Raw genomic sequence first — 25,175 nt, 5'->3', positions numbered from 1 at the left:
CGCTGAGAATCAGGCTGGATAAGGGGTATATAATCACTTACTGATAAAAATCACTTTTTTAAGCGGGTAAGCTCGTTGAATTTTTGCTGGTTGAGGAAGTAATAACGCCAGATCATGATACCATGAAAAACACCTTTCAGATCGTACAGCCTTTTACGGGGTAATGTATCCTGGTGTTTTTTCTCTTCTGTACGGCGCCAGCGGTAGTAATCCCGGTAAGCACGGAAAATGGCCACCATGTCCCTCGGTTTGCCGGAAACAAGACTTTTAAAGGCAGCCAGGAGGTCTAAAAAGTGCCTTTGGGAAAGAATGATCCATTGCTCCTTGAAATGAAGGTTCTTGCAGAGCATGATCAGATTATTGCGGAAGTTGAGGTATAATTTACGGGGATTGCCCTGTGGCAAACTGCCTCCTCCCACATGGTACACCACGGACTGCGGACAGTAAGTGATCCGGTAACCCGCCCGCTGTAATCGCCAGCAAAGGTCTACCTCTTCCATATGCGCAAAGAAATAAGGATCAAAACCACCTACCTCAAAGAAACTTTTGGAGCGGATGAAGAGCGCTGCTCCCGTTGCCCAGAAAATATCCTGCGGGTCATCATATTGACCGTTATCCGTTTCAATCGTGTAAAGGATCCTGCCACGGCAGAAAGTGTAGCCCAGGATGTCCATCCATCCACCAGCCGCGCCGGCATATTCGAAATCTTCCCGGTCCTGGTAACCCCTTAATTTGGGTTGGCAGGCAGCAATAAGAGGATCCTGCTGCATTTGTGCTATCACCGGGTTGATCCAGTCCGGCTCTACTTCCACATCCTGGTTCAGGAGTACAAAAATATCAGCCTGCACATGTTTCAGCGCCTCATTATATCCTCCTGCAAAACCGGCATTGCTGGCATTGCGAATGATCTTAACTTGCGGGAAACCAGATTGTACAAAAGCGAGGCTGTCATCAGTAGAAGCATTGTCCGCCACATAGATCTCAAGGTTGCCGTATTGGGATGCACAAACAGAAGGGAGGAAGCGTTCCAGGAAAGCTTTTCCATTCCAGTTTAATATAACCACAGCTACCGAGGGCAATACCTGCAAAAGAGATCCGTTTAATTCGTGACGAAATAATTTTTAGCAGTTGCAAATATGCAACATAACCTCCGAATATTATTAATTTAGTTGATAGTTAACAGTCAGATGATTGTGGCTTTACTTAAACAAACAGATGTTTAAACAGTATATAGGTTGGAAGTTTACGTTGATTTCGGTGGCTGTGGTCATTATTGTGACCACTATCTGGTTCGTCAATAACCTCACAGAAAAGATTCAGCAGGAAGAAACAAAGAAAGTAGCCACCTGGGTAGAAGCCTACCGGGAACTATTACAGGCTTCTCCGGATGCCAATCTGAACCTGGTAGGGGAGATCATCACCACCAATACCACCATCCCCATGATCCTTACAGATGATCATGGCAAGATCATCGATCACCGGAATTTTGATTCCTCCAAATTCGTAGGGCAGTCCGGTTACCTGGATGAACAGCTGGCCTCCTTCAAAAAACAGCATCCGCCTTTTATCATGGCCATAGATGTCCATTCCAACAGCTATATTTATTACGGGGATTCCCTGATCCTCAAACAGATACGTTACTATCCCTACATCCAGTTACTGGTAGTGGCTTTGTTCATCGGCATCGTATTATTTGCGTTATCCTCTACCAACCGGGCCACCCAAAACCTGGTATGGGTAGGTATGGCGAAAGAAACAGCCCATCAGTTAGGTACCCCGCTTTCCTCCATGGAGGCCTGGCTGGAGATCTTAAAGGAAAAAGAAGAGAACGCGCCCCTGGCCAACGAACTGGCCAAAGATGTAAACAGGCTAAAGCTGATATCTGACAGGTTCTCAAAAATAGGCAGTGTGCCTAACCTGGAAGAATGCAACATCGTAGCCCAGATAGACAATATGGTGGCCTATATCCGGAAAAGAGCACCGCAAAAAGTAACCCTCTCCCTGCAATCAGCAGAACAGGAGGTAAGCGCCATGATCTCCCCCCCCTTGTTCGACTGGGTAGTAGAGAACTTATTGAAGAATGCACTGGATGCCATGGAAGGAAAAGGAAGCATTACAGTAGTGATAGAAAATCATCCTGCACATATAACAGTAGATGTAACGGATACAGGAAAAGGTATTCCAAAAGCATTTCACGATAAAATTTTCCACCCCGGATTCAGCACAAAAAAGAGAGGCTGGGGTTTGGGCTTATCCCTTGCCAAGCGCATCATACAGGACTATCACAAAGGCCGTTTATCCGTGAAGTGGTCAGAGGTAAATAAGGGTACAACCTTCCGTATTTGGCTCCGAAAGTGAAAATATATTTGCTTATATTTAAAAAGGCTTTATTTTTGCACACCTTATAACGCTGCGGAGGTGGCGAAATTGGTAGACGCGCTACTTTGAGGTGGTAGTGCCTGAAAGGGCTTGGGAGTTCGAATCTCCTCTTCCGCACAAGAAATTCAAAACCCGCTAGCACAGCGGGTTTTGTTGTTTTCAGAACCTAGCGGGGGCCGTATAGGGGCCACGCATAAATTCCTGAATATGAAATATACGTTGGCCCAAATTTACCCTGAATCACATGATCTTACTGTTAAAAAAAGAATCCGGAGACATCACTTGTGTTAGCGATGCTGGATGACTACACTGAATTTAAATCTAAAAATGAGGATTATGAACCTGTGAAGGCAGAGATGCAGTGAAAAGCGCATTTAATCTTAGGAGCGTTAGACTCTTGGTTCCTAGAAAAGTAGTTTTGGCATGTTCTTTCTTTTTTCCTTTCTTGCGTTTCATACTCACATGATTTTGGTGGTAACGGGAATGTGAACGAACTTACTACAGTAGTACGCCCCGAAACTGCGTAGTGAACATTTTACCCACTGTGATAAATAAATAGCTATACACACATACATTGCAGAATTGAACCTTAATCCTGATAATAAACCTATCAATTTGAAGCTATGAGAAACACTTTATTATTTTCAATGTTCTTCCTTTCCGCGCACCTGTGTTATTCCCAGACTAATTATGCAACATTGAAAGAAGCCAAAGAGGCGACCAAGGATGGATATAAAACATCAAGTGGGTGGGTGATTAAAGAAGGCGATAAGATCAAAATAGGCACCGGATCTACAGGGAATAAAGTATTTGCTTATATATATAACGCACCAGGAATCACTTTAGATATAAGTAGGACTCCACTTCCAACAGGATTTGCCCACAAAAACGCTACAGTAAAGAACATTACTTTTAATGGGTTTAAAAAAACAGGCTACACTCCCATAATTGTAGTTGGAATGGGAGTACTAAATAACTTTCAAATAGAAATTGATAATGCAATTACATCGGGAGAAGTATTAGTACCAGCTGAGTTTGCCAAAAAGGAAGCAACTGTATCATCAGCACCAGCAGCCTCCATGGCCGACGAATTAAAAAAGCTAAAAGATCTACTGGACTCCGGCGCCATCACGAAAGAGGAATACGAGACGATGAAGAAGAAGGTGATAGGGCAATAATATTACTCCAATCCATAAGACGATATTCTAACCACCAAAACAAACCTCAAATGAGAAAATTATTATTGGCACTTGCCATAATTGCCACCAGCTTATTCGCAACCCAATCCGCAGCAGCTACTCCCACAATGGAATCACCAGAAAGTACCGCACTCTACCAGAAAAAGGCAAAAACGGTAAGGGTAAAGAGTTACAAAACAAAATCCGGCAAGACGGTGAAAAGCTACAAGCGTAGCAAACCATCGAAGAAGAGAAGTTAATTGGAATTGCATACGTCTTATAAGGGCGTATGCAATTTTATATTATTTCACCAGTAGGAGGCCGTTCGGAGGCCAACGTTGATAATATTATTCGAAAATAAGTGCATACCTATCATATTCAATGAACAAGGATTTTAACTAGCCAGAGATATCCTCTTCCGCACAATAGACATTGAGACCTGCACATCGTGCGGGTCTTTTCGTTTTTACACCCCAGGCATTTAAAAACAACCCCTAAAAACCTGATAATAAATCACCTGCAAGTGATACAAATATGTTTGTGTAACAAAATGCATATCAACATTATAAATATTATAGTGAATTGATAAATGTGTTATTGATTTGCCTTATATTTAATCGGATTTTATCCCGGTCTGAATGAATCACTAAGCAACCTATCTTTCATTCTTTAATTAAAAACATATCCCACATGAACACTGCTACAAACCAGCCCAAAAACAAATTTGGTATTGGTAAGATTATTCTGATCGTGATCGCTACAATTATCGTTTTAAGCGTTATTGCGAATATAGGTAAGGGAGACAAAGCATCTTCTTCCTCCAGCTCAGAATCCGCGCCGGCCGCAAATTCTGCCGCTTCCAGCGATAGTAAACCAACCATTCAGATCCTGCAACACAACGAGAAAATAGAAAACATGGCCAGCGAAACAATGCGGACCATACACGTTACCGTGCAGAATAACGGAAGCAGCCTGGAGGATTATGTAGAGGTCAAAGCAACCTGGTATGATAAAGATGGGAAAGTAGTGGGTACCGGTATGGGGAATACTACAAACCTCGCCAGCGGTGCTAAAAGGACCATCGATGTATTAGGCCTGAGCATTGAAAAAGCAGTGAAGTATGATATTGAGGCGCTCAACATGCCATTCTGATAAAGCCTTCTTTCGCCAATTATAATGACCTGACCACTGTTGGAATATTTCCGGCAGTGGTTTTTCTCTGGCGGGGGCCACATAGAAGTAGTTTAAATAATCTTCAACCGCTCTTCCTCCAAATCAATCTGATATAATTGCTGACGAATAATTTCCTCATCAATAGAAGGATCTTTATTGAGTTCTGTAAGATATTGCCGCTGACTTTCCAATACTTCAAAGAAAATAGCCTTCATCTTTTCATCCATCCAGCTATCATCTGCGGCCTTTGTTTTTTCTTCCCAGTTCTTCATGATCTTTTCCATGCCGGCATGACCGATCAGCTCGTTATCATGTTTATTTTTAAGGAACTGGTAAACATGCTGCTTCAGGCCTTGCTTCATTTTCTGTTTGGCTGATCCTTCCTCTTCTTCCTTAAATATGCCATCAAATATCCGGAAGCGTGTTATAAAAATAGGAAGTGTAAGTCCCTGTACTACCAGTGTAAGCAATATCACAACAAAAGTGATGAACAATATCAGGTCCCTGTGCGGAAAAGGAGGGCCGCCCTTATACAAAGTAACGGGTATGGCTAATGCGGCAGCCAATGATACCACACCACGCATGCCTGTCCAGCCGAGCAATAGTGGCATGAGCATTTGCCTTGTTCTGGAGGATGCGCGGGGCATCACGCCCGGGCGGAAAATAAATGTGGCTATCATAGCGGCAAAGGAACTGATGATCCGCGCTGCAATCAACACACCTGTTACCAACAGGCCATAGCCAATGGCTGTACTTAAAGGAATACCTTTTGAGCGTAACCCATCTACGATCTCCGGAAGTTCCAGGCCAATGATCAGGAAAACAATACCGTTCAGAATAAACACAAAACTTTCCCATACACTATAACCCCTGATGCGGCTGGTGCTGTTCAGAAAGATCAAACTCCTTGCAGACATATACAAACCACCACTTACAACCGCCATCACTCCGGAACTACCGACTTGTTCGGCTATCCAATACATAAAGTAAGGCTCAATGAGTGTAAGCGCTATGTCTGAGGGAGCATCTGTAGGCAAACGTTTATGTGCCTGTACAAATATCCAGCCTAACAGCAAACCAATAGCCACACCACCAATTACCATCCACAAAAAACTAAGCGTTGCATCCTGCCATACGAACTGACCGGTACCCACTGCCACCAATGCAAAACGGAAAATGATCAGCGAAGATGCGTCGTTCAGCAGGCTTTCTCCTTCCAGCACGGCCGACGTGGAGTTTGGGATCTTTACAAACTTGGTAATGGCCCCGGTACTTACTGCATCAGGTGGTGATACAATTCCCCCTAATAAAAACCCCAGGGCGATCGTGAATCCGGGAATGTAGTAATTGGTGACCAGCGCTACAGAGAGTGCTGTAAAAAACACTACCAGGAAAGCAAAGCTGCCAATAATACGCCACCATTTCTTCATCTCTTTAAAAGAGATGGCCCAGGCCGCGTTAAAGAGCAGGGGCGGAAGAAATAGAAAGAAGATAAGATCGGGGTTAATTTTAACCACTGGTAGTCCGGGGATAAAACTGATCAGTAATCCGCCTATAACCAGTAATATGGGATAAGCAATTTTGAGCTTCGCGGCCCACATATTCAGTAACACAATGGCGGCTACCATCGCCAGCAGAAAAGGTAAAAGAGTATGCATCAACCCTAATATACAGAATGTTATAGATATTTCCGGATTATGGGATCTCCCCTTCTTCAATAAAAACAATCGCCTACCTTTGCACGGGATGTAAATACACTGCGTAGTAAAACAGGATATTTATCTCGTTTAATCATGTGAATTATGGGTACTTCGATCACTTGTCCTAATTGTAAACACCAGTTTGTTATGGAAGATGCGTTTGCCGCTGATATTGAGCGGGAAATGCGTGGCAAGCTGGAAACGGAATGGCGTAAAAGGATGGAGGCGTTACAGGCGCAAAAGAATGAAGTGGAGCAGCAGCGCCAGCAGATCCAGCAGGAAAAGCAGCAGCAGGAGGAAGAATTGAATAAACGCCTGCAGACAGAAAGGGTCAAACTTCAGGAACAACTTTCTGAAAATATACGCAAAGATGTAAGTGCGGATTTCGAGAACCAGCTGCAGCTCATGAAAGAAACGCAGCAGGAGAACGAAGAAAAGCTGAAAGAAGCCCGCACCAAAGAACTGGAATTCCTGCGTAAAACCCAGGAGCTGAATAACCGTGAACAGGAAATGGAAATAAACCTCCAGAAACGGTTGCTACAGGAACGCAGCCAGTTGATGGACCAGGTACGGAAAGAAGAAGCGGAACGCAGCAGCCTGAAAGAAACAGAAACCCAGATGCGCACCAAAGAACTGGAAAAGCAACTGGAAGACCAACGCCGCCTGGTAGAAGAAATGCGCCGAAAAGCAGAACAGGGCTCTATGCAGTTGCAGGGAGAAGTACAGGAACTGGCCCTTGAAGAAATGCTGCGCTCTAATTTCCCTTTTGACGCTATCTCTGAAGTAGGCAAAGGAGTAAGAGGAGCAGACTGTATCCAGACCGTCAGGAACCAATATGGCCAGGAATGCGGAAAGATCATCTACGAAAGCAAACGCACCAAAGACTTTTCAAAAGAATGGCTGGAAAAGTTGAAGGCAGACATGCGCAGCCAGGGAGCAGATGTAGCCGTGCTGGTAACCCAAACCATGCCCAAAGACATGGACCGTTTCGGTGAAAAGGACGGCATCTGGGTATGCACCTTCCACGAAGTGAAAAGCCTCACCTTCGTACTGCGGGACGCCATTCTGAAAGTATACAGCGTTTCCAAGAACCACGAGAATAAAGGAGATAAAATGCACCTCCTCTACGATTACCTTACCAGTGGCGAGTTTGCAGAACAATGGAATGCCATCCGGGAAGGATTCAGGGCCATGAAGAACAGTATCCAGAAAGAAAGGGAAGCCATGGAAAAACTCTGGAAAGCCCGGGAAAAGCAACTGGAGAAAGTATTGCTGAACGCCGCGCACATCAAAGGTTCCATTGAAGGCATTGCCGGCAGCGACTCCATAGACTTACAGCTATTAGATGATGCAGCAGATGCACTGCTGGCAGCAGGAGATGATTGATCTATGAAAATAATTCTATATAAATCCTTGCAAGGTTAATTTTAGCGTTATACATTTACTCTATGAAGAACCATGCCTACCATTCTGTCATTTTTGATCTGGGAGCTGTACTTGTTGATTGGAATCCGCGTTATTTATATAGTAAGATCTTCGCCACACCGGAAGAAGTAGAACATTTCCTGGAACATGTCTGCACCTCAGACTGGAATGAAGCGCAGGATGAAGGCCGTACCCTTCAGGAAGGAACTGAACTGCTGGTTAGCCAGTTCCCGGAACATGAAGCGCAGATTCGTGCCTTTTACGGAAGATGGAAAGAAATGCTCGGCGGCCCCATCCCGGAAACCGTAAAGATCCTTCAGCAATTAAAAGAAAGTGGTCAGTATAAATTATACGCACTCACCAATTGGTCCAACGAAACATTTCCGATTGCTTTAATGGAGTACAAATTCCTGGAACTGTTTGATGGCATCGTTGTGTCCGGTAAAGAAAAACTCCGCAAGCCATCACATGATTTTTATCAGCTTTTGCTGGATCGCTATGAAGTGAACAAAGCAAATACTATTTTTATCGACGATAATTTACGCAACGTAAAAGCAGCAGAAGCCTACGGAATTGAGAGTATCCATTTCCAATCATCTGCACAATTACAAGAAGAACTTATAAAACGCGGAATACTGAACTGATATAGTTATCGTAACATACTACTGCAAAAAATAATATTCAAATTCGAGAATATATACTTTAAATCCCCCATGCAAACCGCCTACCCCGGCGGTTTTGCTTTAACATTTCTTTAAGGCTATTTTAACGTTTCTCCTGTAAACGAAAGTAACATTCTCCTGTCTATAGCGTTCAATAATTGATTGGTCGGTTGTGAAGATGATATGGTGAAGATGGAAACGTGTTGAATGTAATGAACGATGATGTGCGTCCGTTTGTCCGGATTAACTAGTAATGTATGATTATGTGTATAACGGACGTCATCACCGGCCATCTTACTAAACTGAGAAAAAATTAACACATATGAAAAGAACAGGAATGATCTTAAGTGCAATTGCCGTTAGCGCCCTGTTGATCAGCAGTTGCAGGAAAGAACCACTCAATGACATGACGGAGGAAGAATCCCGGATTTATGTTACAAACTACAACGACACAGCAGATTTTACATCTTACAAAACGTTTAGTATAGTAGACTCTGTGGCCGTGATCAGCAATAGGGAAGATGCGAAGAAAGAACTGACAGCGTATGATGTGAAATTGCTGAATAGTCTGAAAACTTCCCTGCAGGGCAGAGGTTACACATTGGTAGATAAAGGTGCAAAACCAGATCTCGCCGTGAATGTGAGCCGCATCGATAACACCACTACTTCCATCGGTTACGATCCAGGCTACTGGGCAGGTTACCCGGGATATTGGGATTCAGGATACTGGGGATATCCGGGCTTTGATTACTGGTTCCCTTCTTACTATTCCGTATTCCGCACAAGAGAAAAATCTGTTGTAGTGGATCTGCTGGATCTTAAAAATGCGCCGCATGCAGATAACAAACTGAATGCTATCTGGAATGCCATGTTACGTGGAACAGGTGTATGGAACAGTGATAACATTGAATCGATGGTGAAAGCAGTGATCGATCAGAGTGCGTATCTGAAAGCAAGCAACAACTAATTGATTGGACCAGCTAAAAAAGTAAGAAAATGAAAAGTATTAAAGTAATTATATTATTGATGATCGGCTCGCTGGGTGTGCATAGCGCCTTTGCGCAGAGCCGCCCACCACTTTCTGTTAACGTGAATTATTCTATTGCACAGCCACTTGGTTCGCTGAGTGATTACGCAAAGAACACAAGCTTCCGTGGATGGACAGCAGGCATCAATTACGCTATCAACGATCGTTTGAGCGTAGGTGGTAAAGTAGGGTATGCGGATTTTTATGAGAGATTTCCCCGTGCAGTGTATCCTGGTAAAGGAGAAGATGTTTCTGCCGTACAAACACATACACTGCAAACTATTCCTATCCTTGCAACGGTGCAATATTCCTTTGCAAAAGCAGATGCCCGCGTAATTCCATACGCTGGTGTAGGGATCGGTACAGCCAATATGAACTATGAAAAGTATTGGGGTGAATTCGTGGAAAAAGAAAACAAATGGGCCTTCCAGGTGAGTCCTGAGTTAGGTATCAATATACCCTTTGGGAAATATTCTCCAGTGATGCTGAACGCGAACGTGCAATATAACTATGCACCTTACAAGCTGAACGAGATTACGAACTATAGCTCGATACAAGCAAATATTGGACTGAAGTTCCATATCCAATAAACCAAGTTAACGGAACATGTGAGAATGATGGGCTGTCTTCGGACGGCCCTTTTTTATTCTGTTTCTTCGAAGAATCCGGGAGAATATTTTTCAGTGATCTTACCTGCTGCATCTTTACGGACTTTCTATTCTGCAAAGAAATCGGGAGAATATTTTTCGCTGATCTTACCCGCTGCATCTTTGTATACATAAAAAGCCTGCAACTTTAACTTCGGATGTTCGCTGATAAATTGCAACCCTGCATCCACGCCTAAAATGATAAGGGCATTATCAAATGCATCTGCTGTCATGGCATCTGGCGCTGTCACTGTAACGGAAATGATGTTGTTATGTAAAGCCTGGCCGGTGCGGGGATCAATAGTATGCGCAAAACGGGTGCCGCCTTCATCAAAGAACCGTTGGTAATTGCCACTTGTAGCCACAGCTTTGTTCTTCAACCGTAATAATGCCTGCACAGGTTTGCTGCTGCTGTCTGTACCAGGAGGCCTTTCTATTCCCACACTCCATGGCAGCCCTTGTGTATTCACACCGGAAGCCACGAGTTCACCGCCAACATCCACCAGGAAATTATGAATACCACGTGCATGAAGCAACCTGGCCACTACATCAGAAGTATAACCTTGTGCAATACCATTGCAATCTATCTCCATGCCTTCTCTTTTTTTGATCAGGTATTTTGCACGAACAGTGAGTAGCTTGTAATCCACCAGTCGTAATTTTCTGGTTATATCCTGGCGGGAGGGTTGTCCTTCATGTCTTACAACGCCAAATCCCCAAAGGTCTACCAATGGTTTGATGGTAATGTCGAACAGTCCGTCTGTGATCTTGCTTACTTCCTGGGCTTTCCGCACTACGGTAAGCATGTGATGGTCCATCACTACCTTGGGGCCTTTATTGAACCTGTTGATGAGGGAACTGGGCAGGTAGAGGGACAAAGACCTGTCAATGTCCTTGAAAAGATCTTCTACATCTTCGCGGAGGGAGATCGTATCGTCACTCACGTATTTAACAATGTAATAAGTGCCCTGTGCTTTTCCCTGGAAACTGACCAGTTTTTGTGCAGAGGTACTAACGGATATGCATATGCCAATAAAAAAGAATAGGCCCTTCATGTCTGTAAAATAAGCAATCCATCTGTCAGGAAAAAGCATTCAGCCCTGTAATATCCATGCCGGTGATCAATAAATGTACTTCATGTGTGCCTTCGTAGGTGATCACACTTTCCAGGTTCATCATATGCCGCATAATGGGGTATTCCCCGGAAATACCCATCGCACCAAGGATCTGGCGTGCTTCCCTTGCAATATGTACAGCTGTTTCGCAGGAATTCCTTTTAGCCATGGAGATCTGTTCCGCCGTTGCTTTCCCTTCATTGCGCAATACGCCGAGGCGCCAGTTCATCAGCTGTGCTTTGGTGATCTCCGTGATCATTTCTGCCAGTTTCTTTTGGATCAGTTGAAAACCACCAATTGGCCGGTTGAATTGTACACGTTCTTTTGCATAACGCAAGGCTGTATCATAACAATCCATGGCCGCGCCAATAGTTCCCCAGGCAATGCCATAACGGGCTGAAGATAAACAGGAGAGGGGCGCTTTTAATCCTTTTGCATCCGGAAGGATATTGGTTTTGGGAATACGCACATTATCCAATACCAGTTCTCCGGTAGCGCTGGCGCGCAGGCTCCATTTACCTTTTGTTTCCGGCGTGGAAAAACCTTCCATGCCACGCTCCACGATCACGCCCCTGATCTTTCCTTCCGGATCACGAGCCCATACCAATGCAATGTCTGCAAAGGGAGCATTGGAGATCCACATCTTGGCGCCATTCAATAATATATGATCTCCGTCGTCATCAAAATAAGTGAGCATGCCTGCGGGGTTGGAACCAAAGTCCGGCTCCGTCAATCCAAAGCAGCCCATCATTTCACCGGTAGCTAATTTGGGCAGGAAGCGCTTTTTTTGTTCCGCACTGCCGAATGTATAAATAGGATGCATTACCAAAGAACCCTGTACAGATGCAGTGGATCGTATCCCACTGTCTCCGCGTTCCAGCTCCTGCATCATTAATCCATACGAAATGTAATCCAGCCCTCCGCCGCCAGCTTCCGCCGGAATGGTAGGGCCAAAACAACCCAGGGCACCGAGGCTTTTGATGATCTGGGTAGGAAATTCCGCGCGCTGGCAATAGCCATCTATAACAGGGGAGATCTCATTCTTCACCCATTGTCTTACAGATGCGCGGATCATCTTATGCTCTTCCGTCAAAAGTTCATCTATCTGGAAATAATCAGGTGATTCAAACAGGTCTTGATGCATAGCTCTAATTTACGGAATTACAGATAAGTTATTATATTCGGGGCTGCAAATCTGAAGCATATGGCTAAACTGTTGCCTGTATTACTATTGGCGGTGTTCCTGACTTTTGTGATCGCCAGATTTACATCAAGACCATTAAAAATAGAGCCGGTACAAAAAGGAGAGAGCAAAAAATATTGGATGGTGATGCTGCGCACAAACGCTAAGAAACCACCGGATCCTTTACTAGAGAATGCACATCTCTACGCGGTACGAAATCTTGCAAGAGAAGGTAAGCTGATTGTAGCCAGTCCTTTTAGGGAAAACGAGGAACTACAGGATGTTTTGATCATGGAATGCAAGGACAGCCTGGAAGTGGTCAGCCTTATTCAGCAGGATTCCGCTGTGGCAGCCGGTTGGCTGGATGCAGAGATCAGGCCCTGCTGGACGGCGCGGGATATGTCTTTTAAATAAACAATCATTAGGACTCTGCCGGAGGGCTTGCAGGACTTTAGATAAAAACTACTCCAAGGGCTTGCAATGTTTTAGATAAAACTCTGCCCAAGGGCCTGCAACATTTTAAATGGAATAACAACCTCCTTGCCAGAGGGCTTGCAATGTTTTAAAAAAAGCCCTCTCTGCCAGAGGGCTCGCAATACTTTAGATAAAAAACAACCTCTCTGCCTTAGGGCTTGCAATGTTTTAAAAAAAGCCCTCTTTGCCAGAGGGCTCGCAATACTTTAGATAAAAAACAACCTCTCTGCCTTATGGCTTGCAATGTTTTAAAAAAAGCCCTCTTAGCCAGAGGGCTCGCAATGCTTTAAATAAAAAACAACCTCCCTGCCCAAGGGCTCGCAGCCTCAAAGAGTAATATACTGCGCCATTTCCGCCTGGTACTGCAAAGCTACAGCCCTGGCATCTTCCGCAAATTTTTCATCATTACCCGCATAGATCACAGCCCTGCTGGCATTCACCAGCAATCCCACTTCTTTATTCATGCCTTTTTCAGAAATCTCTTTCAAACTACCTCCCTGCGCACCAACACCAGGAACCAGGAAGAAATGATCCGGCAGTAAACGACGGATATCTGCTACCACATCAGCTTTGGTAGCACCCACCACAAACATCATATTATCCGGTGTACCCCAGGATGCCGTGGTTTTCATCACCTGCTCATACACAAATCCTCCTCCGTCCAGTTGCAACTGCTGCACATCGCGGGACCCTTCATTAGAAGTTAACCCCAGCACAATCGCCCACTTTTCAGAGAAAGCCAGGAATGGTTCCACACTGTCCCGCCCCATGTAAGGTGCAACTGTTACGGAATCAAAGCCATAGGTCTCGTAAAAGGTTTTGGCGTAATAAGTAGAGGTATTGCCGATATCACCCCGTTTGGCGTCTGCGATAGTGAAGATCTCTTTTGGAATATATTCAACAGTACGTTGGAGGCTTTCCCAGCCACGGATACCCTGGCACTCGTAAAAAGCCGTATTGATCTTATAGGCTACACAAATATCTTTCGTGGCATCAATAATTGCTTTATTGAAGGCAAAGATGGGGTCAGGGTGAGATAACAAATGTTTGGGGATCTTATGTATATCCGTATCCAGTCCGATACAAAGGTAAGATTTCCGCTCCCTGATAAGCTGCACCAATTCCTGTCTGTTCATAGTATAATTGCAATTATTGGCGAATTTCCGCCATTTTTATGAAAACCCGATTTTGATTTTCCGATTTAAGTTCTTAATTTTTGGCTTGCCCACGGTATCGAAAAACGAACTTTTCCATGAAAAAATATGCTTTTCTCCTATTATTTATCCTGTTACAAGGTCTTTATCTGCAATCGAATGCACAGAAAAGCGCCATTCCGCCATTAGGCGTCTGTACTTCATTTGAGAACGACAGCCTCCTGCATGCCGCAGGATTTGCTTATATAGAAGAGTCCGCCCGCAAGATCCTTTCCCCAGCAGTTCCCGATTCTACCTTTGAAAGGCAATTAGCCCGGATCAGGAAAATGAAGATGAAAGTGGAAACCTGCAACCTTTTCATGCCCGCCACTATCCGTCTCTTTGGCAAAGAAGCAGACGAAAAAGTGATCCTGGGATATGTGGATTCCCTCATGCAACGCGCAAAAATAGCCGGCATAAAGATCATTGTATTCGGCAGTGCCGGCTCCCGCAAATTGCTGGATGGACAAGACCCCGTGCAATCCAAAAAAGAACTGATCGCCATCTCCCGTAAAATGGCAGAAGTTGCAAAGAAATATGACCGCATTATTGCCATGGAGAGCCTGAACACATCGGAAGATAATTTCATGAACAGCCTGAAAATTGTAACGGATGTAGCACAACAGGTGAACCATCCTAACTTCAGACTGACTGTTGATCTCTATCACATGATGAAAGAAGGAGAGGACCCGAAAGATATCCTGAAAGCCGGCCCATACCTGGTACACTGCCATATTGCAGAGAAAGAAGGCCGCAGAGCACCAGGCACCAACAAAGAAGATTTCAAACCTTACTTCGCCGCTATGAGACAAGCTAATTATAAAGGTCGCATCATGATAGAAAGCGGCTGGAAGAATATGGCGGAAGAATGTAAACCTGCTTTCACTTTCCTCTCTGAACAACTGAACGAAGTATATAAATAAACCACTAAAAACACTGTACAAAATGACAGAAGCTAAAAAGAACCGCCGCGAATTCCTGAAGCTTTCCATGATGGGAGGCGCCGGAGTTGCCCTGAGTACAATGGGAATGCCTGCGAGCAGTTATGCACGTATTATGGGAGCCAACGACCGTGTGAATGTAGGAGTAGTAGGCTATTCTGACCGTTTTCGCCAGGCGCTTTTGCCTTGCTTCCTGAAGAATCATAAAGAACTGAACTTTGATATCGTAGCTGTTTCTGATATCTGGAACCGTCGCCGTGATGAAGGTAAAGCTGCACTGGAAAGTAAACTGGGGCACAGCATCCAAACCTGCGTTAACAACGACGAACTATATAAGATCAAAGACCTTGATGCAGTAATGATCGCTACAGCTGACTTCCAGCACGCATTTCACACCATCGAAGCTGTAAAGAACAAGAAAGATGTATACTGCGAAAAACCTTTCGCAGAAACAATGGAAGATGCCCGCAATGCCCTCAAAGCAGTAAAGGAATCCAAAAAAGTTTTCCAGGTAGGTACGCAACGCCGCAGTGGCCAAAGCTATCACAACGCAGCTAACTTCATCAAAGAAGGAAAGTTCGGTCCTATCACCATGGTGGAAATGACCTGGAACGTAAATCAGCCAGGCCGCTGGCGCAGACCAGATCTCACAAAATCAATTAAAGAATCTGATGTAGACTGGAATCGTTTCCTTTGCAGTCGCCCTAAAGACAGCTGGGATCCGCGTAAATACTTAGAGTTCCGTCTCTTCTGGCCTTATTCTTCCGGCATTTTCGGTCAATGGATGACGCACCAGATTGATACTGTACATTGGTTCACGGGTTTACAACATCCACGTAGCGCAGTAGCGAATGGTGGTATTTACCAATGGAAAGACGGCCGCAGCAATGCAGACACCCTTACCGCAGTATTCGATTACGGTCCGCAGAATGATCCGAAGAATGGTTTCCAGGTTGTATACAGTTCCCGTTTCCATAACTCAGCAGGTGGTACAAAAGAACTCTATTATTCCAACGGCGGTATGATAGACATGAGTACCAACAAGATCACACCAACCGGTGGCCTGAGAGAAAAAGAAGCGGCTGAAATGGGCATGAAACCAAATCTTCTCCCAAGCATGGACCTCTCTAATGTAGCGGCTGCTGTTGAAACTGGTGCTAATACAGGTGGTGATGATACAACGGATGCGCACGTACGTAACTGGATGGAATGTGTACGTAAGCAAGATGTTAAAACAAATGCTCCTATTGAAGCGGCGTATTCTCACTCTATAGCGCTGATCATGGGTACTGCTGCATATCGTACTGGTATGAAAGCTACCTTTGATGAGGCTAAGCAGGATGTGATGGTCGGCGGCAAAGTGTTCACGCTCTAACTATAAACAAAACCAGTGTATGTAATTTTTTTAAGGAAAAAACTGGGCCAATATTGCGCTTAGGCTGTGCATACAGTTTTCCTTAAAAAAATCACACACACTGGTTTCTTCTTTTGGCGGCAAAGGTGTTAGGCTATGTGATGTTAAGTTGCTCGCTGATATAACACATCACTGCATTTCACATGGTTCAATAATACACACAATATTCGCAATACTCCAGTATACTCAATATAACATAATCCAACCCACCGCACCCCATCACATCATAATCAACCCATCACAACATAACACAATCCAACCCACCACAATCCATCACAACATAAAACGAACACAACCACCACAACCCAACAATCTCCAACAACACAGCAGCCGAGGCTTAATTTTCTTTTGTGATACAAGAAAATGAGGGTGTATATTTTTAAATGAATACTGTATGTATTGCCTGAGCGCAATATTGGCCCAGTTTATTCATTTAAAAATATACACCCTCATTTTCGACGCTCCCGCCTCAGCTCCATCTCCGCAGCAATCCGGAGACTATGATCATCCCCAAGATCCTTAAGATGATCCACCACGCTAAAATAATCATGATCATTCCGGTTCTGAGAAAGCTTAAAACGCGTATCCACACGAGAGATACTGATCTCAAAACCAGTAATAGCCTTCAGATTATTACGAAACTCCTGGGAAGGAATATCATGCACATGCACAGGATGCGAAGAATTAGCTTCGTAGCGGTTCATCAGTTGCTGAAGAGATAAAACCAACTCAGCTTCATCCATTACCCGCAGCGTGCCATAGACATGCACAGCAATGTAATTCCAGGTAGGGATCTTTTCTTTTTTATACCAGGAAGAAGAAATGTAAGCATGCGGGTCCATGAACACCACCATGAAAGTCTGCCCGGTAACAAAGGTGGAAACCTGATCATTAGCATTAGCAATATGCCCATGCAACACAAATTCACCAGGATTTTTTTCCACCAGCTCAATAGGCAAATGCGTCCCGACCGGCAGACCGTCCGAAATACTGATCAGTAATCCGAAACCATGCTGCCGGATAAACGCCGCAACTGTTTCCCAGTCTTTTTCTTCATTGTATCTAGGGGTATACATACAGTGGTATTTTATCATATATTAGCAGACAAATTCCTATACCATGATCAATCACCTGGACGATGTTCCTGTAACCGAACCCACGTACCCCGTACTCGTAAAAAGAGTACAATCCACTTTTATCGATTTCCTGATCATCGTTTTGCTGATGCTTTTAGCGTCTATGTTACTGAATGCGATCGGCGACGAAGAAGATACACCAACATGGATCAATGTCGTTCTTTTTTTAACCATTTGGGGTTTATATGAACCATTGGCGATAGCTTATGGCTGCACTGTGGGTAATTACATTACGAGGATACGCGTGGTGGATATCAACAATTACCAGAAGAAGATCGCGCTGTGGAAAGCCTTTGTGAGATATGCACTGAAGGCATCACTGGGCTGGGTATCTTTTCTGTCTATTCATTCCAACCCCCAGCGCAGGGCCATACATGACCTGGGCGCCGGGAGTGTAATGATTCAAAAAGATTAAACTACTATCTCAACGATCTTCGTTGGTTCAATGTTGGCGTTGCGCATAGCAATGCTGCGGGCAGTGGCGCCGGCAAAATCAGCAAACGCATGTTTAGTGACGAGGTCGTTTCCTGCAACTGCGGGAACACCTTCATCACCACCTTCACGGATACTTTGTACTAAAGGTATCTGACCGAGGAAAGGTATTTCCAGTTCTTCTGCCAGTCTTTTTCCACCTTCTTTACCAAAGATGTAATATTTGTTGTTGGGTAATTCAGCAGGGGTGAAGTAAGCCATGTTTTCCACTAAACCGATGATCGGTACGCGGATCTGAGGACTGTTGAACATGCCGATCCCTTTTTTAGCATCAGCGAGGGCCACATCCTGGGGAGTGGTCACGATGATGGCGCCAGTTACAGGTACCGTTTGAACAAGCGTCAGGTGAATATCGCCAGTGCCGGGAGGCATGTCGATGATCAGGTAATCCAGTTCTTCCCAGTATACATCACTCACAAATTGTTTGAGTGCGCTGCTGGCCATGGGGCCACGCCATACGATCGCCTGGCTTTCGTCTACCAGCAAACCGATGGACATGAATTTGATACCATATTTCTCCATGGGAACGATCATGCCTTTGCCTTCCACATTCACCATCATAGGTCTTTCTCCGCGAACACCAAACATAATGGGAACGGAAGGACCGTAAATGTCCGCATCCATCAGTCCCACTTTAGCGCCATCCTGTGCCAGGGATAAGGCAAGATTGGCAGCTACGGTAGATTTACCCACCCCGCCTTTGCCGGATGCCACCATGATGATATTTTTCACATTCGGCAGCATGCCTTTCCCATCTTTCCTGTTGGAGCTTACGTTGGCCGTCATTTTTACTTCTACCTCAGCTTCCTTGCTTACCAGGTGAATGATGGCATTCACACAGGCATTTTTTATCATTTCTTTCAGCGGACAAGCCGGCGTGGTCAGTACTACGGTGAATTTAACTTTATTGCCGTTGATCTCGATGTCTTTCACCATGTTCAGTGTCACCAAATCCTTACCCAGATCGGGTTCTTCCACATTCGACAGCGCCTCGAGCACCATTTCTTTTGTGATCATAAATTGTTGTTAAAATTGTTTCCGATCAGCAAAGTTAACCTAAAATGAGGTTTAATTTGTTGGTTTTATATTCCTCTTTCCGGGAGTATATATTTATCTTAGTAGCTGCATGCATAAGAAACTGATCATACTTTTTTCCCTGCTGTTCGTACCGTTTTTGTTAAAAGCGCAGTTGAAAGCATTCAAAGACAGCATCATACAAATATCCGGTATCACCATGACGGCGGACAGTCTGAGGGCTATTCCCGCCGTGAGCATCATCGTGAAAGGGCAAAACCGCGGGACAATTTCCAATAGCCAGGGGGTATTTTCCATCGTGGCTTTTAAAGGAGATACCCTGAGTTTCACTGCAGTGGGCTTCCGCAAAAAAGAATACAAGATCCCTGCGGCCCTGCCCGGAAACAGCTATTCCGTGATCCAGCTTCTAACAGAAGACACTATTTACCTGTCAGAAACCATCATCAAACCTTATCCCAGCAAAAAGGAATTTGAAAAGGCTTTTGTAAGTATGGATATTCCCAATGATATGTACGAAGTGGCCCGTAAGAATAACGACCAGGCCAAAATACGTGCCCTGGCCCGTTCAATTCCTATCGACGCGGGTGGAGCTTATGGGGTTTTTATGCAGAAACAGCAACAATCCCTCTACTATGCAGGCCAGACGCCGCCGCAGAATATCTTCAATCCAATCGCCTGGGCGCAATTCATAGAAGCCTGGAAACGGGGTGACTTCAAGCGCAAAGATTAGCGCGTGTGAATGGTTTTTCTCCTTAAATTGCCGGATTATTGACCATTCACCAAAACAAAAGAACCTTTTATGCAGAAAATCGCTGTGATCGGAGCCGGAACTATGGGCAACGGTATTGCACATGTATTTGCCCAAAACGGATACGCCGTTCACCTGATAGATGTTTCCCCCACTGCACTGGAAAAAGCGCTGGCCACCATCGGTAAAAACCTGGACAGGCAGATCGCTAAAGAAACCATCACCGAAGCAGACAAAAAGAACACTCTGGACCGTCTGAAAACTTTCTCAGACCTGGCCGCAGGCGTGAAAGATATGGAACTGGTGGTAGAAGCTGCCACAGAAAACATAGACCTCAAACTGAAGATCTTCCGCGAACTGGACCAACATACCGGTGCAGACGTGATCCTCGCTACCAATACTTCCTCCATTTCCATTACAAAAATAGCTGCCGTTACGAAGAAACCGGGGAAAGTGATCGGCATGCATTTTATGAATCCTGTGCCGGTGATGAAACTGGTGGAGATCATTAATGGTTATGCCACAGAAAAGGCCGTTTCAGAACAAATTAAGCAGCTCACTGTAAAGTTGGGCAAAGTTCCCTGCGTGGTGAATGACTATCCCGGATTCATCGCTAATCGCATCCTGATGCCCATGATCAATGAAGCCATCTATTCTCTCTATGAAGGAGTAGCAGGTGTGGAAGAAATTGATACTGTGATGAAACTGGGCATGGCACATCCGATGGGGCCACTGCAACTGGCAGATTTTATTGGCCTGGATGTTTGTTTATCTATTTTGCAGGTACTCTATGATGGATTCGGCAACCAGAAATATGCACCTTGCCCCTTATTGGTAAATATGGTAACAGCCGGATACCTTGGTGTGAAAAGCGGAGAGGGCTTTTACAAACATACACCTGGCAGCAAAGATCTTATAGTCAGCGAACGATTCCGCTAAAGAGATAATAAAAGAACAGGCCACCTCGATGAAAAGGTGGCCTGTTTTTATGAATATCATTTTTAAAGAAACGCTTACGAACATTACCCCGCATATTTCTCTCTGTATTCCTTCGGTGATAATCCCACTATCTTCCTGAACACCTGACGGAAAGCCTTCGCATCTTCATAACCTGTATGCATCATCACCCCTGTAATATTTTCAGATCGTTGTTCCAGTAATTTCTTCGCAGCTTCTATCCGGATCCGTTGTAAATATTCAATAGGCGTAATGCCCGTTGCCATCTTAAACCGCCGGATAAAATTCCTTCTGCTCACCGGCAGGTCATGGATCACTTCTTCCACCGTTAGCCGGTCTTTAAAACGGTTTTCCATCCTGTTCTGCGCTTCTGTTACCAGTTCATCCTGATGCCGCCGGGAAGGAGCCCAGTTGGCGAAATAGGATTGCCGGTAACGATCCATGTCTATCGCAAATAATTTGGCAGTATTGATAGCCACCTGGCGGTTGCAGTATTTTTCAATGAGATGCAACAGCAGATGGAATGTGGAAGTAGCGCCACCACTTGTATAGATGCCATCATCATCTGTTACCACCGCTTCCGGTTGCACTTTCACCAAAGGAAATTTAATGGCCAGGTCCTGTATCGCCATTACATGCGAAGTAGCTTTTTTATTATCCAGCAGGCCGGATGCCGCCAGCAGGAAAGCCCCTGTGCAGAAACTCGCAATTTCTGCACCCAGCCGCTGCTGCTCCTGTAAGTAAGGAATGAAAGCCACATTTTCCATCACATTCACATGATCACTCTGAAAGGCTGGGATCAGTATAAGATCTGAAATGGGTGCATCTTTCAGCAACACAGGTGTGTAAATATCGTACACCGGTGTAGCCGGACAATCATCATCGAGGCATACTAATGTGATGTCAAAAAATGGTTCTCCGTGCGCTGCCTTGTAATGTGCATTCACTGTTTGAAATACATCCAGTATGGCAGCCATACTAAGATGTCTATACTTCTTGCTAAGTAATACGGTTAACTTTTTCATAATAAAACTGTAGTGTGAGGAACAATATAGTTCAAATTTCTGGCACAAATGACCAATAAGTTGACCGTTTTACCAGCTGTTATTTCGGTTGTTAATGATTAATTTGCAATATTAACAAAACCGTTTATGGATAAGCAACCTGGAACACTCATCGGTTTCGATCTCACCGTACCTAATGCCACTGAAGTAAGCAATTTTTATCACGAAGTAATAGGCTGGGAAATTGGCACACAACAGATGGGAGACTATGAAGATTACTTTATGAAGAACCCTGAAACGGGAGACATTATTGCTGGTGTTTGCCACAACAAAGGCAGTAACAAACACCTTCCCCCAATGTGGCTGGTATACATACAGGTGGCGGATCTTGACCTTAGTCTCGCCAAATGTGAAAAGCTCGGTGGTAAGATCATGAGTGAAAAAAGAAGCTGTGGTACCATGGGAGAATTTGTACTCATACAAGACCCCGCCGGAGCATATGTAATGTTGTGGGCTTAACGTAATTTTAAAACAGGTATTGATACCGGAACGGATACTTATTTGTTGTTTATTTGTATGTTGCAACATCATAACCTAATTGATATGTCCAATTCAGCCCAACAAACCGTAGACGAAATTTTTGCACTCTATCAGCAACATGGTGATCATGAATATGGCGAAAGTGTTACCATGATGATGCACATGATGCAGGCAGCACTGATAGCAGAACAGGAGGGATATGATGATGAAATGATCCTCGCCGCTTTCCTGCACGATATCGGTCATTTTTTTGAAACAGAAGAGCAGATGAATATTTACGGCACCATGAAACATGATGATCTTGGAGGCCGTTATCTCATGGAAAGAGGTTTCCCGGAGAAGATGGCAAAACTGGTGGCCAGCCATGTAGCTGCCAAACGTTATTTAACCTTTGCAGACCCTGCTTACTATGATACGCTCTCTGAAGCCAGTAAACAAACACTCGGCTATCAGGGTGGCCCCATGACCCCGGAAGAAGCAGCCGTGTTCAAAAATGATCCTTTATTTGATGCTTATATCCGTATCCGCATCTGGGATGATATGGGAAAAGATGCGAATCAGCCGGTACTGGAAGAAGATGTGGAAAGATTGCGTTATAAAGCGTACCAATATCTAAGCAAATCATCAACATAAAATTCTGTAAACCAAAATGTTAGAGGGCTGCTCCAAATTGAATTGAAGCAGCCCTCTGGTATTATTTTCTCTTTTCAGGTTTAATAAATTCGTACCCGCAATAAGCACAATGTGTAAGCCCTGGTTGCTTCGCCTCCTTAGCCCCACAGGCCGGGCAATCTCCTCCTCCTTCATGGTCGTATTGGGCTAGGTCCGGCGGAGGGTGTAACTTGAGCTTATCAATAATATCCCGCGGTTTATTGTTCTCGTCTGGCATTCCAAATAATTTTGCTAATGATTCATACTGATCGTCTAATGTCACTATAAATATAACAAAATAATTTAAAATGAAAAAGCCTTTTATATAGTCGCGGGAACACCCTGGAATACCTCCGGTTCATAGATCCCTGCCGCTATCCTTTCCACAAATATCTTCGGGAAAAATTTGGGCAGGAATCCATTCAGCTTATTGGTAAATCCCGGAATGATCTCCGCTTTTCCCGCAAAAAGTCCCTTCACAGCAACCTTAGCTACCTTTTCCGCCGTCATATTGAACCGGTCAGCAATACGGAGGGTATTTGATCCCATACCAGCTCTGTTCACGAAATCCGTATCCGTACTGCCAGGTATCAAACAACTCACAGATACAGGCGATTGCCGCAATTCAAAACGCAATCCCCTTGTAAAAGACACCACGAATGCTTTGGATGCTGCATAGATGTTCAGGAACGGCACTGTCTGAAAAGCAGTCGTACTGCCCACATTCAACAGGTAAGATTTCGGAAAACTGCGGAGGATAGGGATGAAGGTATGCGAAATAGACACCTGCGCCCTGATATTCACATCAATGATATTGAGCTGATCGGTAACAGACAATTCTTCAAACCGCCCGTTCAAACCATAACCTGCATTATTAACCACCACACTCAGTTCCCGGTGATGGTCCGCACTCCATACTTTCACCTGCTCTGCAGCGTCTGGTTTGGATAAGTCGAGATGTAATACCTGCACAGGTACTTTATAAGTGACGATCAGTTCTGCCGCAGTGGTATTAACACCATGGGCATCGATATCCACCAGCAGCAACCCATAATTCCTGGCAGCCAGTTCTGCTGCAATGGCTTTACCAATTCCTTTGGCTGCGCCGGTTACTAAAGCATAAGACATATTATAGTGAATTTAATTCCGGAATACTTTTCTCTTTTGAACGGAAAGCAGCAATGCTGCCGGGTTTAAACGCGGCAAGCTGTGCCAGTTTATGATAGAAAGGCGTTGGGCTTTCTGCATGTTTGGGTTGATAAGCACCCGTGATAATAGGAATGTACATCACGCGCCTGCGGCTTTTTTCTCCGTAAAACGGCGACTGTTGCACCCTGTGCCATAACCTGCCGTCATGGATGGTAAGATCACCCGCTTCTATATCAAACCCCACTTCTTTTTTATCAGGATCATTATCAATGAAATATTTTTTCCTGAATAACAAGCGGAACAATCCCTGGTGATGCGTGCCCGGCAATACTCTCAAGCCACCATTTTCCAATGGGCAATCATCTAAATGAAGCCCCACATTCAGCATAGGCATAATGCGGGAACCCAGGAAAAGATCACGCGGACTATCTGTATGCCAGCCCAGTTGTTTAAACTGACTGTCCTCCGTGTTCACATAATGATTCACCACCAGCCCGTCTTTTTCCTTTTCACCAATGCGCCCGTTATAAGGGGCCAGCAATTGTGTGAGTACCTGCAGGCGTTTGTCTTTGAGGAAATTACTAAGGGTATCACTGTATTGCGATGCAAAAGCAATACGCTGGATGAAAGGCGCTCCGGTTTCGTCCTGGCCAAACTTAAGAGGAATACCATTTACTTTTTTGATGTCGTATCGCAGTAACTGATCCTGTACATTTTCTGTTTCACGAATGAAACGTTGTACCGTGTTCCTGTCTATAAAATTTTTGAATTGAATAATACCGTGTTTACGGAAATATTGCAGTTGCGGGTTAGTGATCGTTCCTTCGAAACGAAACACAGGCTGGTCTGTTTTGTTCATGACAAAATTTTTGGGAAGTAATGATTGGTTACAATTGATCCATAAGGATCCTGTCCCGTTTTTATACCGGGAAATGGTTGGTGCAGCGGAAGA

General features: G+C 44.5%; 27 protein-coding genes and 1 tRNA gene. 17 read left to right on the top strand and 11 right to left on the bottom strand.

The window, feature by feature from the left end; genetic code table 11:
* Positions 1 to 50: 50 nt before the first annotated feature.
* The gene (locus GFS24_RS12305; RefSeq protein WP_153659854.1) at positions 51 to 1,088 is read right to left on the bottom strand and encodes a glycosyltransferase family 2 protein; all 1,038 of its coding nucleotides are present in this window, start codon (positions 1,086 to 1,088) and stop codon (positions 51 to 53) included.
* A 127-nt stretch (positions 1,089 to 1,215) separates the two neighbouring features.
* Here GFS24_RS12305 and GFS24_RS12300 point away from each other — a divergent pair, with 127 nt between their 5' ends.
* The 5 genes from GFS24_RS12300 (at position 1,216) to GFS24_RS12280 (ending at position 4,709) form a co-directional block, all read left to right on the top strand.
* Positions 1,216 to 2,358, top strand: a complete 1,143-nt coding sequence (locus GFS24_RS12300) for a HAMP domain-containing sensor histidine kinase (protein ID WP_153659853.1) — start codon at positions 1,216 to 1,218, stop codon at positions 2,356 to 2,358.
* Between the two features lie 54 nt (positions 2,359 to 2,412).
* A tRNA-Leu gene (locus tag GFS24_RS12295) sits at positions 2,413 to 2,496 on the top strand.
* Positions 2,497 to 3,002: 506 nt separating this feature from the next.
* On the top strand, positions 3,003 to 3,557 hold the full coding sequence (locus GFS24_RS12290) for an SHOCT domain-containing protein (protein WP_216647397.1): 555 nt from the start codon (positions 3,003 to 3,005) through the stop codon (positions 3,555 to 3,557).
* Positions 3,558 to 3,607: 50 nt separating this feature from the next.
* Complete coding sequence (locus tag GFS24_RS12285; RefSeq protein ID WP_153659852.1) at positions 3,608 to 3,817, top strand: hypothetical protein; 210 nt, start codon at positions 3,608 to 3,610, stop codon at positions 3,815 to 3,817.
* A 430-nt stretch (positions 3,818 to 4,247) separates the two neighbouring features.
* Positions 4,248 to 4,709: an FxLYD domain-containing protein gene (locus GFS24_RS12280; protein WP_153659851.1), complete on the top strand. Its 462-nt coding sequence runs from the start codon at positions 4,248 to 4,250 to the stop codon at positions 4,707 to 4,709.
* Between the two features lie 92 nt (positions 4,710 to 4,801).
* Here the strand turns inward: GFS24_RS12280 and GFS24_RS12275 are convergent, their stop codons facing one another.
* Positions 4,802 to 6,388 (bottom strand): Na+/H+ antiporter, encoded by a 1,587-nt coding sequence (locus GFS24_RS12275; protein WP_153659850.1) that lies wholly within the window; start codon positions 6,386 to 6,388, stop codon positions 4,802 to 4,804.
* Between the two features lie 144 nt (positions 6,389 to 6,532).
* Between GFS24_RS12275 and GFS24_RS12270 the strand changes: the two genes are divergently transcribed.
* From GFS24_RS12270 to GFS24_RS12255, 4 genes are all read left to right on the top strand, one after another.
* Positions 6,533 to 7,816 (top strand): DUF2130 domain-containing protein, encoded by a 1,284-nt coding sequence (locus tag GFS24_RS12270; protein ID WP_153659849.1) that lies wholly within the window; start codon positions 6,533 to 6,535, stop codon positions 7,814 to 7,816.
* A 62-nt stretch (positions 7,817 to 7,878) separates the two neighbouring features.
* The gene (locus GFS24_RS12265; RefSeq protein WP_153659848.1) at positions 7,879 to 8,499 is read left to right on the top strand and encodes an HAD family phosphatase; all 621 of its coding nucleotides are present in this window, start codon (positions 7,879 to 7,881) and stop codon (positions 8,497 to 8,499) included.
* 340 nt (positions 8,500 to 8,839) lie between these two features.
* Positions 8,840 to 9,484 (top strand): DUF4136 domain-containing protein, encoded by a 645-nt coding sequence (locus GFS24_RS12260; RefSeq protein WP_153659847.1) that lies wholly within the window; start codon positions 8,840 to 8,842, stop codon positions 9,482 to 9,484.
* Positions 9,485 to 9,513: 29 nt separating this feature from the next.
* A complete protein-coding gene (locus tag GFS24_RS12255; protein ID WP_153659846.1) occupies positions 9,514 to 10,134 on the top strand; it encodes a porin family protein in 621 nt (206 codons plus the stop codon).
* A 125-nt stretch (positions 10,135 to 10,259) separates the two neighbouring features.
* On the opposite strand, the gene GFS24_RS12250 is transcribed toward GFS24_RS12255, so the two are convergent.
* Together GFS24_RS12250 and GFS24_RS12245 are read right to left on the bottom strand one after the other, a co-directional pair.
* On the bottom strand, positions 10,260 to 11,246 hold the full coding sequence (locus tag GFS24_RS12250) for an FAD:protein FMN transferase (RefSeq protein WP_173003057.1): 987 nt from the start codon (positions 11,244 to 11,246) through the stop codon (positions 10,260 to 10,262).
* Positions 11,247 to 11,271: 25 nt separating this feature from the next.
* A complete protein-coding gene (locus tag GFS24_RS12245; RefSeq protein WP_153659844.1) occupies positions 11,272 to 12,450 on the bottom strand; it encodes an acyl-CoA dehydrogenase family protein in 1,179 nt (392 codons plus the stop codon).
* Between the two features lie 60 nt (positions 12,451 to 12,510).
* On the opposite strand from GFS24_RS12245, the gene GFS24_RS12240 reads away from it, so the two are divergent.
* Positions 12,511 to 12,903, top strand: a complete 393-nt coding sequence (locus GFS24_RS12240) for a hypothetical protein (protein WP_153659843.1) — start codon at positions 12,511 to 12,513, stop codon at positions 12,901 to 12,903.
* A 386-nt stretch (positions 12,904 to 13,289) separates the two neighbouring features.
* On the opposite strand, the gene pyrF is transcribed toward GFS24_RS12240, so the two are convergent.
* Positions 13,290 to 14,099 (bottom strand): orotidine-5'-phosphate decarboxylase, encoded by an 810-nt coding sequence (gene pyrF, locus GFS24_RS12235; RefSeq protein ID WP_153659842.1) that lies wholly within the window; start codon positions 14,097 to 14,099, stop codon positions 13,290 to 13,292.
* Between the two features lie 116 nt (positions 14,100 to 14,215).
* On the opposite strand from pyrF, the gene GFS24_RS12230 reads away from it, so the two are divergent.
* Together GFS24_RS12230 and GFS24_RS12225 are read left to right on the top strand one after the other, a co-directional pair.
* Complete coding sequence (locus GFS24_RS12230; RefSeq protein ID WP_153659841.1) at positions 14,216 to 15,079, top strand: sugar phosphate isomerase/epimerase; 864 nt, start codon at positions 14,216 to 14,218, stop codon at positions 15,077 to 15,079.
* Between the two features lie 22 nt (positions 15,080 to 15,101).
* Complete coding sequence (locus tag GFS24_RS12225; protein ID WP_153659840.1) at positions 15,102 to 16,472, top strand: Gfo/Idh/MocA family protein; 1,371 nt, start codon at positions 15,102 to 15,104, stop codon at positions 16,470 to 16,472.
* 488 nt (positions 16,473 to 16,960) lie between these two features.
* On the opposite strand, the gene GFS24_RS12220 is transcribed toward GFS24_RS12225, so the two are convergent.
* Positions 16,961 to 17,587: an FMN-binding negative transcriptional regulator gene (locus tag GFS24_RS12220; protein ID WP_173003056.1), complete on the bottom strand. Its 627-nt coding sequence runs from the start codon at positions 17,585 to 17,587 to the stop codon at positions 16,961 to 16,963.
* Positions 17,588 to 17,630: 43 nt separating this feature from the next.
* On the opposite strand from GFS24_RS12220, the gene GFS24_RS12215 reads away from it, so the two are divergent.
* Positions 17,631 to 18,062: an RDD family protein gene (locus tag GFS24_RS12215; RefSeq protein WP_153659838.1), complete on the top strand. Its 432-nt coding sequence runs from the start codon at positions 17,631 to 17,633 to the stop codon at positions 18,060 to 18,062.
* On the opposite strand, the gene GFS24_RS12210 is transcribed toward GFS24_RS12215, so the two are convergent.
* The gene (locus GFS24_RS12210; protein WP_153659837.1) at positions 18,059 to 19,156 is read right to left on the bottom strand and encodes an Mrp/NBP35 family ATP-binding protein; all 1,098 of its coding nucleotides are present in this window, start codon (positions 19,154 to 19,156) and stop codon (positions 18,059 to 18,061) included. The genes GFS24_RS12215 and GFS24_RS12210 overlap by 4 nt on opposite strands.
* Before the next feature lie 109 nt (positions 19,157 to 19,265).
* On the opposite strand from GFS24_RS12210, the gene GFS24_RS12205 reads away from it, so the two are divergent.
* Together GFS24_RS12205 and GFS24_RS12200 are read left to right on the top strand one after the other, a co-directional pair.
* Positions 19,266 to 19,904, top strand: coding sequence for a carboxypeptidase-like regulatory domain-containing protein (locus tag GFS24_RS12205; RefSeq protein WP_153659836.1), 639 nt, complete (start codon positions 19,266 to 19,268; stop codon positions 19,902 to 19,904).
* A gap of 69 nt (positions 19,905 to 19,973) precedes the next feature.
* On the top strand, positions 19,974 to 20,861 hold the full coding sequence (locus GFS24_RS12200; protein WP_153659835.1) for a 3-hydroxybutyryl-CoA dehydrogenase: 888 nt from the start codon (positions 19,974 to 19,976) through the stop codon (positions 20,859 to 20,861).
* Between the two features lie 83 nt (positions 20,862 to 20,944).
* Here GFS24_RS12200 and GFS24_RS12195 read toward each other — a convergent pair whose 3' ends face one another.
* The gene (locus GFS24_RS12195) at positions 20,945 to 21,904 is read right to left on the bottom strand and encodes a GlxA family transcriptional regulator (RefSeq protein WP_153659834.1); all 960 of its coding nucleotides are present in this window, start codon (positions 21,902 to 21,904) and stop codon (positions 20,945 to 20,947) included.
* 126 nt (positions 21,905 to 22,030) lie between these two features.
* Here GFS24_RS12195 and GFS24_RS12190 point away from each other — a divergent pair, with 126 nt between their 5' ends.
* Together GFS24_RS12190 and GFS24_RS12185 are read left to right on the top strand one after the other, a co-directional pair.
* A complete protein-coding gene (locus GFS24_RS12190; RefSeq protein WP_153659833.1) occupies positions 22,031 to 22,402 on the top strand; it encodes a VOC family protein in 372 nt (123 codons plus the stop codon).
* A gap of 84 nt (positions 22,403 to 22,486) precedes the next feature.
* Positions 22,487 to 23,056, top strand: coding sequence for an HD domain-containing protein (locus GFS24_RS12185; protein ID WP_153659832.1), 570 nt, complete (start codon positions 22,487 to 22,489; stop codon positions 23,054 to 23,056).
* A gap of 61 nt (positions 23,057 to 23,117) precedes the next feature.
* Here the strand turns inward: GFS24_RS12185 and GFS24_RS12180 are convergent, their stop codons facing one another.
* From GFS24_RS12180 to GFS24_RS12170, 3 genes are all read right to left on the bottom strand, one after another.
* Positions 23,118 to 23,312, bottom strand: a complete 195-nt coding sequence (locus tag GFS24_RS12180) for a hypothetical protein (RefSeq protein WP_153659831.1) — start codon at positions 23,310 to 23,312, stop codon at positions 23,118 to 23,120.
* Positions 23,313 to 23,395: 83 nt separating this feature from the next.
* The gene (locus tag GFS24_RS12175; RefSeq protein WP_153659830.1) at positions 23,396 to 24,202 is read right to left on the bottom strand and encodes an SDR family oxidoreductase; all 807 of its coding nucleotides are present in this window, start codon (positions 24,200 to 24,202) and stop codon (positions 23,396 to 23,398) included.
* 1 nt (position 24,203) lies between these two features.
* Positions 24,204 to 25,082 (bottom strand): phytanoyl-CoA dioxygenase family protein, encoded by an 879-nt coding sequence (locus GFS24_RS12170; RefSeq protein ID WP_153659829.1) that lies wholly within the window; start codon positions 25,080 to 25,082, stop codon positions 24,204 to 24,206.
* Positions 25,083 to 25,175: the final 93 nt, after the last annotated feature.

Source organism: Chitinophaga sp. SYP-B3965 (genome assembly GCF_009647655.1).
GTDB lineage: Bacteria > Bacteroidota > Bacteroidia > Chitinophagales > Chitinophagaceae > Chitinophaga.
This window is presented reverse-complemented; position numbering and strand designations above follow the sequence as displayed.